Raw genomic sequence first — 13,735 nt, forward strand, 5'->3', positions numbered from 1 at the left:
TCTATTCCCACGTTTGGGATCACAAAGATGATATCTTTTTTCCATTTCACAATGGAGATAACAAATAAAAGTAAGCAAATGGTTCAAATTATCTGACTGTCAAGTAGAAAAAAATATCAACTTTAATTGTGCCGTCTATTATTGCTAATATTTGAACCCGGGAATGTCCCTATCATGCTTTTTCCCCGTTTTATAATTGCGAAAAGTATAGCGTACCGATACTTCGTGTGCCCCTCCTGAATTTCTCCAGCCTAACTTGGAAATGGTGAAATCATAGCTGTATCCTATTTGCAGATCGTTGGGCAAGGAAAATCCCAATAAGGCAATCAAGGCTTCATTGTTGGGCAGGGCGTTCTTTGTTGGCAATCCCCTGTACCACATGCCCACCATTACCGGGGCATAAAATAATTCTGCACCCAAATCAAGTTGATCAAAAAGTCCCTGTCTTTTATAATTGAAGGCCAAAGACAGGGTTCTTTCCTGTAAGGTATTGTTGATTACATCACCGATGCCCGGGCTAAATACATCAAAAGTCACTCCACCGTGAACAGCATACCGGATAGGAAGCCGGTTTTCATCCATTTGGAGAAATGAGGTGTAGGGCCTGGTGAGATGATGTGCTGCCAGTCCCAGCCAAAATTTATCATCATAATAGTATAAACCTGCATTGATATCCTCATGACTCCTCTGGCTGACATCTGTAACCCAGTTGATTCCTTCTCCTACTACGATTCCTCTGTCTATATCCAATTGTGTTCCAAGGATAATGCTTTCTACATTCACATTTCTATTGACAAAACTGGCCTGAAAACCGGCATGCAAAAACTTCTCTTCCCCCAATCGAAGCCGGTAAGCATAAGTCAACCCAATTTCCATATTTTGCAGTTGGGCAAAGGTATCCCGGGTTCCGTTAGCGATTACCCCAATTCCGCTGTTTCTGTGGTCGATGAAATGGTCAAAATAAGCAGAAAATGTATTGAAACTATGATCTAGCCCAGGCCATTGGTTTCTGTAGTTAACCCCAATTCTCGTCCATTCGGTGCTTCCTGTGAATGCAGGATTCAAATAAATTGGTGCTGCATAAAATTGGGAAAACTGCATGTCCTGTGCCTTCAACTGTTGGAAAAACAGTCCAAACAAAATAAGGGTCGATATGTACATCCATTTTTTCACCTTATCAAAAGAAATTTTCCGGAACGGGTTACTTGCTCTCCTCTTGTCGTTTCAAAATCTGCCCTGTAAACGTAAGTACCGGGAGGAAGGGGAGCCCCATTTAGATTACCGTCCCAACCATCCCCATTTAGATCAGTAGTCTGGAATAAAAACTCCCCCCAGGCACTGAAAATCTTCAAATCCATTTCAGCAATCCCTTTGGTCTTTGGAATAAAGAAATTATCCTCTTCCCTTGTCGGGGTAAATCCGGAAGGGAACATGACCCGGTAGGTTCGGGTAATGCTTATTACCATTTGATAACTTGCTTCACAATCAGGACCCGTTTGGACTGTAAGTGTCACCAAGAACTCTCCCTTATCCCCAAATACATGCGCCGGAGACCTCTGATTGCTGGTATTGCCATCCCCAAAATCCCAATGCCAGTTTCGCGGAGTACCGGTAGACTGATCCAGAAAGCGAATTCTGTCATCTGCTAAAATCCCATCCGGAGCCTCATCCTTAAGTCCTGTAGCATTGAGCACATAATCAAAGGATGCTGCCAAAGGCTCGTCAGGAACACTTAACCTGAAGGTTACCGGATCAGACCAACAATCAATTTCTTTAGGTCTTACACGTAAAAAATACAAGCCCTCCAGATTGATCTGAGGAATCGCTTCGTTTACAAAAGCATTTCCCGACTCATCTTCCACCTGGTAATCAAACAATTCGCCATCATATGCTGGAATATATGTCCTGATATCCGGAAAAAGGTCTGGCTGGCAAACGAATATGGTTGCAGGTATTTCCAATTCCGGAAAATCCGGAAAGGTTATTTCAATGGGGTCAGAAACCAAAGGGCATCCTTGTGAGGAGATGGCACGTGCCTGATAGCTTCCCGGACCGGTAAGGATAAGTTCAGGGGCCGTTTCACCCTGCAGCAACTGCCCGTCAAGTAACCATTCAAAGGAAGAAATTTCATCCCCTGAATACATGCTTAACTCCACTTCATCTCCGGGACATGCGGAAAGGGAGTCTAAGGGAAGGTCGTTGATAAAAACAGTTAGCGGTTCCGGAGCTTCATTGACATTGAGAATGAGTGGATCACCGGCTGATGTTTTACCGTAATTATCGGTAATGGTGTAAAAAATTTGCACCTGATCGCCATTAAACCCTTCATTTGGAGTGAATGAAAAGTGCCCCTGCTGCCCAAGGTATTTAAAATCTCCTTCCTGAAAACTAACAACCTTTTCTTCGCAGTCATCATGCAGGCAGGGGTCCTCATTAAATTCAGAAATATCCTCCATGGTTTCAAAGAAATTCATACAACTGATCCTGGAATTTTCATTGGGTAAACTGATCAAATCACCAGGTACTTCCAGAAAATTTTCCTGGCCCAGACAGACGACCATGTCTTCCAAAGGAGCAGCTACAGGATTTTCCAGATTATCTTCATCAGCAACTTCAACCAATAAATTGCGGATTTCGTGGATATTGGTCTGCCCTCCTGTAGAAGCTGCAAATCCAATTTTCAAGGTTTCGGGTGCGGGATAAGGATAGTCTACATTCTCCAACAAGCTAATTTGTCTTGGGTTTCCCCTGACAGTTGTAAAAATCAGCTCTACATCCAGATGGAAACCTATACCTGGGCTTTTTGGCCGCAACTTGACGATGACTTTCCGGTACCCGGGTTGATCTGGATCGGTGACCCTTCTGGTTCCAATCCCTCCAGAGCTTATGGTGAAACGCTGGTCTTCCGGCAATCCAAAAACTCCACCTTCATTTGTTTTCACCCCGGCAATAAACCGATAACCATCCGATGCATGCCCCGGCCCCCTAACCACTACACTATTAGGATGAAGCTGGCTGGCTGGGCCAGGAAAGCCCCCAATCTTGCCTTCTGAATTATTGCCAAAATTGCCAAAACTGTCAAATCCAATTCCCATATAAGCACGGGTTAAACCTGTCCCTCCAATTCTCGGAGCATATCCCAGAGAGCCCCCAAAACCTCCGGGGGCAAAAAAATTGCTGGCCCCATCAAACAGAAACACAGTTAACCCATCAGCACCATCTCCACCATAACTGAAATATTCAAAAGATGCTTTAACCCCAAAACTTGAAGAAAATGGAACATCGATGTAAATGTATCCACTTTGTTCCATCACGGCCTCGGTTAGTCGCAACACCCCATCGCGTAACCGGGCATCCCCTCCAAATATGGTTTGGTCCCTTTCTATTTCATCCTGAAAGGATTCACAATAAGGAAATCCCTGCTGGCTCCACACCATATAAGGTGAAATAAGCGCAACAAGCTGAAGAAGGACAAACAGGTATATTTTAGGCATGCTTCAATCCGGAAAATCACAATTTTGACCTGGTGCTGAATTCACACAACTCCTTAAATCTAAAAGCCATTTGATGAGGAAAATGTTTTCTTCATACATGCCTATGCCTTTAGATCAAATAACGTTGAGGAAACTTCTGCCTTTCAGGATCCGGTAGTTAAGATAGGCAAATAAAAAATAAATAAAAAAAGGCTTCCTTTATTATATTAAAAGAAGCCTTTTTTAAAAGAAAAGCGATGTTATTTTAAAATTGTTTTTTTCCTGTCAGGACCTACCGAAACCATATTGATGGGCACCTCCAGGTGTTTTTCTAAAAACTCAACATAATTTTTCAGGGCATCAGGAAAATCTTTGTATTGTTCCACTTCATTCAGGTTGCAGTGCCATCCATTCAGTGTTTTGTAAATTGGCTTGAATGATTCATCATTCCCACTTGGAAAAAGGCGGTCGGTAGTGGAGCCATCGGGAAGCTCATACCCGGTACATACTTTAATCTCCTCAAAATCATTTAAAACATCTGCTTTCATCATGAATAGTTGGCTTACTCCATTGATCATGATGGAATATTTCAATGCCGGTAAATCCAACCAGCCACATCTTCTTGGTCTTCCTGTGGTGGATCCAAATTCATTACCTTCTTTGCGCATCTTTTCCCCATCCTCGTCGAAAAGCTCAGTAGGGAAAGGACCACTACCTACCCTTGTGCAATAGGCTTTGAAAATACCGAACACCTCACCAATGGCAGCAGGCGGAACCCCAAGACCCGTACAGGCCCCTGCAGTCATGGTACTGCTGCTGGTTACAAAAGGATAACTTCCGAAATCAATGTCCAAAAGTGATCCCTGAGCTCCTTCTGCCAGGACCTTTTTACCAGATTTGAGGGCTGCATTTACTTCAAACTCAGTTTCTACAAGATTCAATGATTTGAAAAAAGTCACCGCATCGAAAAACTCGGCTTCCAATGACGGAAGATCGTTTAGCTTATATTGATAATATTCCAAAATGGAACGGTGCCTATCGGAAAGTTCCAGGTATTTTTCTTTAAAATCCGGGGCCAGCATGTCTCCAACCCTTAACGCTACTCGCCCAACTTTGTCCTGATAGGTCGGGCCAATGCCTTTCAGTGTCGAACCAATTTTTTTATCTCCCTTGGACTTTTCATAGGCAGCATCCAAAAGTTTATGCGTCGGAAGAATAATAGTGGCCTTTTTTGAAATCGCAAGGTTTTTTTTGAAATCAATATTGAACTTTTTAAGGGCTTCAATTTCCTTTTTCAAAACAACGGGATCCAGAACCACACCATTCCCTATGATATTGTGGATGTTTTTCCTAAAAATACCACTTGGTATTTGATGCAAAACATGTTTGATTCCGTCAAATTCCAAGGTATGACCAGCATTCGGCCCCCCTTGAAACCTGGCCACCATTTCATAGGCCGGTGCCAGGTAATCCACTACTTTTCCCTTGCCTTCGTCACCCCATTGGAGACCTAAAAGAACGTCCATTTTCATTTTTTTATAAATAAGTATATAGCCCTAAAATTCAAATCAGCCGTGAAGATTGCCAGTATTGTAAAAATTTACAACTCCCGGATGATTTTTATTTAGGAGAAAAATGATATTTAAGTCTATTTTGATTGATTCACTGCTTCCTCCAAAGAGTCAAAAACATTAAAAATATTATTAAGCTTGGTAATGATCAACAATTTTTTCACGTGTTCAGAGGGAGAGCTCAGGTAAACTTCCCCATCGTTATTTCTCATTTTGGTTAATATCGTGATCAAAACACCAATACCACTGGAACTGATGTACCTGACTTGGCTGAGATCCACAATACAAGTTTGGACCCCTTCCTGAATACCGTCAGAAACCAATCCTACCAGATGAGGACCAGACTCATCTCCGATTAAATCCCCCTTGATTTTTAAAACCAATGTCTTGTTCTCAATATAGGATTCAAATGTTGCTTTCATTGACTTGATTTTAAATTTTTCTCTGTTGAGTTTTCTTGTTTAAATTCACAATGCTCATCAGTGCAGTTTCCATATAGCAGCAATGAGTGGTGAATGATATTGAAATTTAGCACCTCTCCCACTGTGTTTTGAATATTTTGGATCCGGGGATCACAAAATTCTTTAACCTGGTGGCACTCCGTACAAATGAGGTGATCATGCTGCTTATAGCCATAAGATTTTTCATATTGCGCCAAATTCTTTCCAAATTGGTGCTTGGTGACCAAATCACATTCAACCAAAAGATCCAGCGTATTATAAACCGTTGCCCTGCTTACACGGTAATTTTTGTTTTTCATACTGATATACAGCCCTTCAACATCAAAATGCCCTCCCCTGCTGTAGATCTCTTCCAAAATAGCATACCTTTCGGGGGTTTTCCTGAGCTTCTTGTTTTCAAGATAGGCAGTAAATATTTTCTTTACCTTCTCGTAAAGACTTTCATTTGAAGCCATACTTTCATTTTTTTTTACAAATATACGGTTCTTATTTGAATATGGGTGCTTCCCTTATTTAATCAAACCTTGACACCTTTAAGACGCCGGGTACCTTTGATAAGTTTTCAATAAGATTTTCCAGGTGATTGGTACTGTGTACATATAACTTGATGCTGCCTTCAAAAATTCCACTATCCGAATCTACGGTTATGGATCGCATGTTTACTTTTAATTCATTCGATATGACTTTTGTCAGATCACTGATCAATCCTACCCTGTCGGTACCCACTATTTTCAATCCCGCCAAAAATGCAATTTGCTGCTGACTTGTCCACCTGGCTTTGATAACCCGATTTCCATGATTGGAAAGTAGCTCAAGGGCATTGGGACAAGCTGTCCTATGAATTTTTATCCCTTCATTTACCGTAACAAAGCCAAATACATCGTCCCCGGGTATGGGATTACAACATTTGGCCAAAACATAATCCACCACATCCATGTCCTCCCCAATCAATAGCTGATCATGTTCGGGACCCTTCAAATTTTTTATCTCCTTGGTAAAAGACTTTTCATCCGTAACATGCATCATTGGCACTTTCCTGGATTTCTTCTTTTGTTTAAAATCCCTGAAAGTCTTGATCGCTGTAGGATCAATGATCCCTCTACCTACTTTATAATAGAATTCAGTTGTGGTCTTGGTTTCAAAAAAGGCACGTAATTGCTCCACCACCTCCGATGAAAAATCAATTTTCATCTGCTTCAGCTTCCGTTGGACAATTTCTTTTCCATCCAACATGTAACCCTTCTTTTCCTCTTTAAGGGCATCTTTGATTTTGGCTTTTGCTCTGGAGGTTACTACTGATTTGAGCCAGTCTTCAGTGGGTTTTTGTTTGTTTGAAGTTAGTATTTCTACCTGATCTCCATTCTTTAATTTATGCCCTATGGAAACCAATTTTTGATTGACCTTGGCACCAATGCATTTCGCGCCAACTTCGGAGTGAATCTCAAAAGCAAAATCCAGGGCTGTAGCACCAAAGGGCAATACCTTTAAATCTCCCTTTGGGGTGAAAACAAAAACCTCTTCCTGAAACAGATTTCCCCTGAAATCATCCATGAATTCAATAGCAGAACCATCATTGTTTTCCAATAAAGTTCTTACTTGAGTGATCCACTCATCCAGGCTTCCAGCCGCCTTTTCAGGTGCATTTTCTTTTTCTTTGTATTTCCAATGTGCCGCATAACCCCGCTCTGCAATATCATCCATGCGCTGTGTCCGGATCTGGACTTCCACCCATTGTCCGGTTTGACTCATTACTGTGGTGTGAAGGGACTCATAACCATTGGATCTTGGTGTGCTTATCCAATCCCTCAACCGGTCCGGATTGGGACGGTAAAAATCCGTTACCGTGGAATATACCTGCCAGCAGTCTGCCTTTTCATTTTCATAGGGTGTGTCGATAATTATCCGGATGGCAAACAAATCATAGACCTCTTCAAACGGGATGTTTTGGGATTTCATTTTATTGTAAATAGAAAAGACAGATTTTGGTCTTCCCTTGATTACAAATTTAAAACCTTGATGCTCCAATTCACTTTCAATGGGAGCAATGAAGGTTTTGATAAACTTGTTTCTTGAAATTCTTGAGTCTTTGATTTTTTTGACGATGGATCCGTAAGCCTCCTGGTCCATGAACTTTAAATGTAAATCTTCCAGTTCAGATTTGATGGAATACAAGCCCAGCCGGTGGGCTAAAGGGGCATATAGAAATTTTGTTTCGGAGGCAATTTTTAACTGCTTGTGCCTGGGCATGGCATCCAGGGTCCGCATGTTATTTAGCCGGTCGGCCAATTTAATCAGTATTACCCGTACATCATCTGATAAGGTAATCAACATTTTCCTGAAATTTTCCGCCTGTTGGGAGGTCCCATAGTCGAAAACACCCGCAATTTTGGTCAGACCATCTATTATTTGGGCCACTTTGGTTCCAAATTCCTTTTCAATATCTTCTAATTCAAGATCTGTATCTTCCACAACATCATGAAGCAAAGCAGAAATTATACTAGTGGTACCCAGACCTATTTCCTCCACACAAACAAGAGCCACCTCCAAAGGGTGATAAATGTAGGGCTCTCCTGATTTTCTCCGCATTTCTTTATGTGCCTCACTGGCCACGTTAAATGCTTTCTTGATCAATTTGGCATCACCTGATTTGAGTAATGGCTTGGCAACTCTCAAAAGTCGGCGATACCGTTTCAGGATTTCCTTACGCTCTTCTTCAATATCAACTTTGATCATATGGTACAAGTTATAAAATAATTCCTATCGAAGGAATCAAATCCGAAAGTAATATTTGTAATTTTTTTGGATCAAGTTATTGAAACTTTAAAATTGATGATTACCTTTGCATCCACGTAAAAAAACCGGCTAACAAACCCGTTTGGGTACCCGCCGGATGAGAAGGCTGAATAGTTTTCAGGTTAAATAAGTATAGGCAAACAGACAAAACGCCTATCATTTATTATTGATAATCAGCGGATGTGGCGAAATTGGTAGACGCACTAGACTTAGGATCTAGCGCCGCGAGGCATGGGGGTTCGAGTCCCTCCATCCGCACACCCTTTTAGAATCCCTCGATCTTGATCTTGTAAAATGTCAGGATTGAGGGTTTTTGTTATTGGAAAACATTAAATACAGATCCCTTGGAAATTACATTAGACAAACATGCTGCCAATGAGGCTTTGGTCAAGATAAAAATCAATGAGGCTGATTACCAACAAAAAGTAGATGCCAAAATAAAAGATTATGCCAAAAAATCCAATATCAAAGGTTTCCGACCTGGAAAAGCCCCCTTTGCAATGGTAAAAAATCTCTATGGCACTTCTGTTTTGGTAGAAGAAATCAACAACATTTTATCCAAATCCCTGAATGATTATCTGAAAGAGCAGGAGTTTGAAGTGTTGGGAGATCCCATTCCTCAGGATGCTGAAAGCGAAAACATTGATTGGAAAAAACAAAAGGAATTTGAATTCGATTATAAAATCGGTTTTGTAGAAAAGATTGATGTGAACCTGGACCAAAAGCTGAATGTTAAAAACTACCAGGTGGAGCTTTCTGACAAAGAAGTAAATGAAGCTCTTGACAACATCAAAAAGCAGTATGGTAAAATGACCAATCCAGAGGTTAGCGAAGAAAACGATTTTCTATATGGCGACCTTAAAGCTGCTGATGGTTCATACGAGGAGACGCTCTCTTTACCTCTGAATGAACTGGACGGTCGCTCACTTAAAAAATTCTTAGGCGTCAAAAAGGAAGATGTTATCTCATTTGATCCTTCTAAAGCGATCAAAGGTGATTTGGCAGAAGTATTGAACATCAGCAAGGAAGATGCAGAGAAACTTTCAGGCGACTTCACTTTCACCGTTCAGAATATCAACCGCACTGAAGAAGCTGAGTTGAACCAGGAGCTATTTGACAAGGTCTTTGGCCCGGATCAGGTTTCCACTAAAGAGGAGTTTTTAGGAAAAATCAAATCGATTTTGACTGAAAATTACCAAAAAGAAGTGAAAGTATTCAATGAGGAACAGCTCAAGGATAGCTTGGTAGCTAATCATGAATTGGATTTACCGGAAGCGTTTTTAAAAGATTGGTTGGTGCGGGCCAATGAAGGGAAATTTAGCAAAGAGGATGTAGAAAAAGAATTTCCAACCTACACCAAGCAGCTGACCTGGTCTTTGCTCTCCAACCAGATTGCAAAAGAAAATGAAATCAAGGCGGAACACGAAGATGTTATTGAAAAGACCAAGGAAATGATTCGTGAGCAATTGGCTTCCTCTGGCATGGGCTCTCAAATGGAAGAGAATATGGACATGTTTTTGCAAAATTACCTGCAGGGCAATGAGGGTAAAAATTACATGCAAATGCTGACGGCTGTGCAGAATGAAAAAGTTCTTGATTTTGTAAAAAACAAGGTCGATATCAAAGAAGAGAAAATAGCAGTTGAGAAGTTTAAAGAACTCCTTGAAAACTAATTAAAGAAATTATTTGTTCATAAAAAGTCCTTTTGTAAGGGCTTTTTTTATTTTTGTATCATTATACTTAAGAAAGCAGAAAATGAATAAAGAAGAATTTAGAAAATTCGCAGTAAAAGGGCAGGGAATCAGTGGCAATACATTTGACCAATATACACAATCAGTGGAAAACATGACCCGTGCGGTGATCGAAGAGCGACCTACAAATTTCAGGGAAATCGATGTCTTTTCCAGACTGATCATGGACAGGATCATATTCCTGGGAACAGGTGTAGACGACCATATTGCCAATATTATCACTGCCCAGCTCCTGTTTTTGGAGTCTGTCGATTCCAAAAAAGACATCTTGCTTTACATCAACAGCCCTGGTGGATCGGTCTATGCCGGTTTAGGTATCTATGACACCATGCAATACATAAATCCTGAAGTAGGAACAATATGTACTGGATTGGCCGCTTCTATGGGAGCTGTATTGCTCGCCGGTGGAGCAGCTGGTAAAAGATCTGCATTGCCACATTCCAGAATAATGATCCACCAACCTTCAGGAGGCATGCAGGGACAATCAAAAGACATGGAAATCACCGTAAAACAAATACTGGAATTGAGGACGGAACTGTACGAAATTCTGGCTAACCACAGCGGCAAATCCATTGAAGAGATTGAAAAAGACTCCGACAGAGACTACTGGATGAGGGCTGCTGCTGCGAAGGAATATGGTTTGATTGATGAAGTTTTGACGAAAAAAGAAAAATAAATACCGGATGGCTCAAGTAACGTGTTCCTTTTGTGGTAGAAATAAAAAAGACGTTGACCTCATGGTCTCCGGCATTTCTGCACATATTTGTAATTATTGTATCGAACAGGCTTTTCAGATTTTAGGCGAGGAAGACAAAACAAAAAAACATTCCAAAAAGCCTAAGTTCAAGCTGAAAAAGCCCAAAGAACTGACGGCTTACCTGGATGAATATGTCATCAGCCAGCAGGAAGCAAAGAAAGTCCTGACTGTAGCCGTTTATAATCATTACAAAAGATTGGGACAAAAAGAAGAAATGGATGATGAGGTGAAGATCGAAAAATCAAACATCATCATGGTTGGGGATACCGGAACTGGTAAAACCTATCTGGCCAAAACCCTGGCCAAGACCCTTGAAGTTCCGTTTTGCATCGCAGATGCCACTGTGCTGACTGAAGCTGGTTATGTGGGGGAAGATGTGGAAAGTATCCTTACCCGTTTATTGCAAGCGGCTGACTATAACGTAGAAGCTGCCGAAAGGGGAATTGTATACATTGACGAACTGGATAAAATTGCCAGAAAATCAGATAACCCATCCATTACCAGAGATGTAAGCGGGGAAGGTGTGCAGCAGGCCATGCTTAAATTGCTGGAAGGCACTACAGTAAACGTTCCCCCACAGGGAGGAAGAAAACACCCAGATCAGAAAATGATATCTGTCAACACGGAAAACATCCTTTTCATTTGCGGTGGTGCTTTTGATGGCATTGGAAGACATATCGCCAGCAGGCTAAACACCCAACCTATGGGATTCAGCAAAAAAAGCAATGCAGAAGTGGTAGATAGAAATAACCTTTTGCAGTATGTTACTGCACAGGACCTCAAGGCTTATGGCTTGATTCCCGAACTCATCGGAAGGCTTCCTGTCATTACCCATCTGGACCCCCTGGATAAAGCTACCCTTAAAAGAATTTTAACGGAACCGAAGAATGCATTGACCAAACAATACATCAAACTGATGAAAATGGAAAATGTGGTTTTGGAGTTTGAGGAGTCAGGAATTGATTTTATTGTGGAAAAAGCAGTGGAATTCAATCTTGGTGCACGAGGGTTGAGATCGATTTGTGAAGCCATCATTACCGATGCCATGTATGAGTTCCCCTCAGTGGAAGAAGAGCAAACACTCATCATTGACCGGGACTATGCCAGCTCTCAATTCGAAAAATCAAAATTTAAAAAGCTTCAGGTTGCCTGATGCATACACCTGGGAAATCTTACCGGTTTCCTGAATTATTTAAGGTATCGTAAATTAGCCTTGCAGTTTCCTGCGAGGCTTTTTTTTGTCCAATCCTATCAATTAGTAGTTCATATCCAATTACCACCTTGTCCCTTTCAGGTCCATCCGGTAAAACACGCTGTAAACTAGATTTAACCGATGAAGGGCTATATTGATTCTGGATCAACTCTTTGACCAATTCCTTTCCAGCAATTAAATTGACCAGGGAAATAAAAGGCACCCGAATCAACCTTTTGGCAATGGCATAGGAAATTCCACTGGTCTTGTAGACCACCACCTGGGGCACCTTAAACAGGGCCGTTTCCAGGGTCGCTGTTCCTGAGGTTACCACAGCTGCCCTGGCATGATGCAAGACATCATAGGTTTGGTCAAAAACAACCTTTAGCCCTGCATCGATGGCCTCCTTGTAAATTTCCCCGGGAAGGTTCTTTACGCCGGCCACCACCCAATCCACCTCATTAAACTCGGATTTTAAGGCGATCATGGTTTTGAGCATCTCATTGATCTCCTGCTTTCTGCTTCCCGGCAAAAGGGCCACCAGGTTTTGGGCATTGAGTTCATTCTCTTGCAAAAAATCCGGATTGGGCAGGAATTTCTTTTTCTCATCCAAAAGTGGATTGCCCACATAAGCTACTTCCCAATCAAATTTCCTGAAAAAATCAGGTTCAAATGGCAAAATGGAATACAAATGATCAACATATTTCTTTAGTTTATAGGCCCTGTTTTGATTCCAGGCCCAAACTTTAGGTGCAATGTAATAGTGAACGGGTATTCCATTTTTACTTGCAAATGCGGCCATCTTCATGTTAAACCCACCAAAATCAACCAGAATCAAGGCATCCGGCCGGTGCTCCAGCAAGTCGGTTTTTATCTTATTCAGGTACCTGAAAACCCTCCTGAAATGAAGCAACACCTCAACAAAGCCCATCAGGGCCATTTCCCGGTAATGTGCCACCAGGAAACAACCTTCAGCTTGCATGTAATCTCCTCCCATTCCCCTGAATGCTGCTTCAGGGTCTTCTTCTTTTAAGCTATTAAGTAGATTGGAGGCATGCAGGTCTCCGGATCGCTCCCCTGCGATAATGTAGTATTTCAACTGGCTTGGGTTTGTTGGTTCAGGTAAAGGTTATTCCCCATAATATTCCACAAAATTCCGCGGGGTTTCATAAAGGGTTAGCTTGTACAAGCCCCCTTCTTTGACCAGGTCATTCACCAATGGCTGGAGTATCTTCCAGAATTCCATGACCAGGTTTTCACAACTTGCCATTTTCCCGCTCATAAAAGGCACATCCATATTGAGATTTTTGTGATCTACTTTGTCGATCACTTCCCTACGGATCAGGGTACTCAGTTGCTTTAAATCCACCACAAAGCCAGTGTCTTCATCCGGCCTTCCCTTGATGGTGACGATCAGCTCAAAATTATGCCCATGCCAGTTTTCATTCGCACAAGGGCCAAAAACCGATTTGTTTTTCTCTTCAGACCATTTAGGATTCCACAACTTATGCGCTGCATTAAAGTGTTCTTTCCTACAAACGTGTACCATTTCCATTATCAATTAGGCTGCAAAGTTAATCAAAAAATGAAAAGATTCCCTGCTGACCCATGCAAAACAAAATCTGCTGAAAACCTATGGATCAGCTACCCACAAATCAATCGCCTGCATTTGATAATCCTGACCTGCTCCTGAAATAAAAAAGCAGTACCATTTCAAAAATGATACTGCCTTATTCT

The 13,735-nt window shown here is 41.5% G+C and carries 11 protein-coding genes and 1 tRNA gene; 4 read left to right on the forward strand and 8 right to left on the reverse strand.

The genetic code is table 11. The features are described from left to right. Window positions 1-144 precede the first annotated feature (144 nt). From HUJ21_RS05200 to HUJ21_RS05225, 6 genes are all read right to left on the reverse strand, one after another. Window positions 145-1,161: a type IX secretion system membrane protein PorP/SprF gene (locus HUJ21_RS05200; protein WP_291367897.1), complete on the reverse strand. Its 1,017-nt coding sequence runs from the start codon at window positions 1,159-1,161 to the stop codon at window positions 145-147. Between the two features lie 8 nt (window positions 1,162-1,169). Next, window positions 1,170-3,494, reverse strand: a complete 2,325-nt coding sequence (locus HUJ21_RS05205; protein WP_291367898.1) for a PKD domain-containing protein — start codon at window positions 3,492-3,494, stop codon at window positions 1,170-1,172. A gap of 239 nt (window positions 3,495-3,733) precedes the next feature. Then, window positions 3,734-5,005: an adenylosuccinate synthase gene (locus tag HUJ21_RS05210; protein WP_291367899.1), complete on the reverse strand. Its 1,272-nt coding sequence runs from the start codon at window positions 5,003-5,005 to the stop codon at window positions 3,734-3,736. Window positions 5,006-5,121: 116 nt separating this feature from the next. Next, window positions 5,122-5,466, reverse strand: coding sequence for an STAS domain-containing protein (locus tag HUJ21_RS05215; RefSeq protein ID WP_291367900.1), 345 nt, complete (start codon window positions 5,464-5,466; stop codon window positions 5,122-5,124). After that, the gene (locus HUJ21_RS05220) at window positions 5,463-5,960 is read right to left on the reverse strand and encodes a transcriptional repressor (protein ID WP_291367901.1); all 498 of its coding nucleotides are present in this window, start codon (window positions 5,958-5,960) and stop codon (window positions 5,463-5,465) included. Before HUJ21_RS05220 ends, HUJ21_RS05215 begins: the two co-directional genes overlap by 4 nt. Before the next feature lie 58 nt (window positions 5,961-6,018). After that, on the reverse strand, window positions 6,019-8,238 hold the full coding sequence (locus HUJ21_RS05225) for a bifunctional (p)ppGpp synthetase/guanosine-3',5'-bis(diphosphate) 3'-pyrophosphohydrolase (protein ID WP_291367902.1): 2,220 nt from the start codon (window positions 8,236-8,238) through the stop codon (window positions 6,019-6,021). Window positions 8,239-8,474: 236 nt separating this feature from the next. Here HUJ21_RS05225 and HUJ21_RS05230 point away from each other — a divergent pair. The 4 genes from HUJ21_RS05230 (at window position 8,475) to clpX (ending at window position 11,959) form a co-directional block, all read left to right on the forward strand. Further along, window positions 8,475-8,556 (forward strand) — tRNA-Leu (locus tag HUJ21_RS05230). Between the two features lie 86 nt (window positions 8,557-8,642). Continuing rightward, window positions 8,643-9,971 carry a trigger factor gene (tig, locus tag HUJ21_RS05235; RefSeq protein WP_291367903.1) on the forward strand — a complete coding sequence of 443 codons (1,329 nt, stop codon included), beginning with the start codon at window positions 8,643-8,645 and terminating at the stop codon, window positions 9,969-9,971. Between the two features lie 82 nt (window positions 9,972-10,053). Beyond that, on the forward strand, window positions 10,054-10,725 hold the full coding sequence (locus tag HUJ21_RS05240) for an ATP-dependent Clp protease proteolytic subunit (protein ID WP_246255384.1): 672 nt from the start codon (window positions 10,054-10,056) through the stop codon (window positions 10,723-10,725). 7 nt (window positions 10,726-10,732) lie between these two features. Further along, window positions 10,733-11,959, forward strand: a complete 1,227-nt coding sequence (gene clpX, locus HUJ21_RS05245; RefSeq protein WP_166143389.1) for an ATP-dependent Clp protease ATP-binding subunit ClpX — start codon at window positions 10,733-10,735, stop codon at window positions 11,957-11,959. A gap of 19 nt (window positions 11,960-11,978) precedes the next feature. Here clpX and lpxB read toward each other — a convergent pair whose 3' ends face one another. Together lpxB and HUJ21_RS05255 are read right to left on the reverse strand one after the other, a co-directional pair. After that, window positions 11,979-13,097, reverse strand: coding sequence for a lipid-A-disaccharide synthase (gene lpxB / locus HUJ21_RS05250; RefSeq protein WP_291367904.1), 1,119 nt, complete (start codon window positions 13,095-13,097; stop codon window positions 11,979-11,981). Window positions 13,098-13,127: 30 nt separating this feature from the next. Continuing rightward, a complete protein-coding gene (locus tag HUJ21_RS05255; protein WP_291367905.1) occupies window positions 13,128-13,547 on the reverse strand; it encodes a 6-carboxytetrahydropterin synthase in 420 nt (139 codons plus the stop codon). Window positions 13,548-13,735 lie beyond the last annotated feature (188 nt).

This window comes from Cyclobacterium sp., from assembly GCF_014762705.1.
Classification (GTDB): domain Bacteria; phylum Bacteroidota; class Bacteroidia; order Cytophagales; family Cyclobacteriaceae; genus Cyclobacterium.

Excerpts from the sequence above, each read along its gene's own strand:
- HUJ21_RS05215 (WP_291367900.1), bottom strand. The coding sequence starts at position 5,466 with ATGAAAGCAACATTTGAATCCTATATTGAGAACAAGACATTGGTTTTA.
- clpX (WP_166143389.1), top strand. The coding sequence starts at position 10,733 with ATGGCTCAAGTAACGTGTTCCTTTTGTGGTAGAAATAAAAAAGACGTT.
- HUJ21_RS05205 (WP_291367898.1), bottom strand. The coding sequence starts at position 3,494 with ATGCCTAAAATATACCTGTTTGTCCTTCTTCAGCTTGTTGCGCTTATT.
- HUJ21_RS05255 (WP_291367905.1), bottom strand. The coding sequence starts at position 13,547 with ATGGTACACGTTTGTAGGAAAGAACACTTTAATGCAGCGCATAAGTTG.
- HUJ21_RS05210 (WP_291367899.1), bottom strand. The coding sequence starts at position 5,005 with ATGAAAATGGACGTTCTTTTAGGTCTCCAATGGGGTGACGAAGGCAAG.
- HUJ21_RS05240 (WP_246255384.1), top strand. The coding sequence starts at position 10,054 with ATGAATAAAGAAGAATTTAGAAAATTCGCAGTAAAAGGGCAGGGAATC.
- HUJ21_RS05200 (WP_291367897.1), bottom strand. The coding sequence starts at position 1,161 with ATGTACATATCGACCCTTATTTTGTTTGGACTGTTTTTCCAACAGTTG.
- HUJ21_RS05220 (WP_291367901.1), bottom strand. The coding sequence starts at position 5,960 with ATGGCTTCAAATGAAAGTCTTTACGAGAAGGTAAAGAAAATATTTACT.
- HUJ21_RS05225 (WP_291367902.1), bottom strand. The coding sequence starts at position 8,238 with ATGATCAAAGTTGATATTGAAGAAGAGCGTAAGGAAATCCTGAAACGG.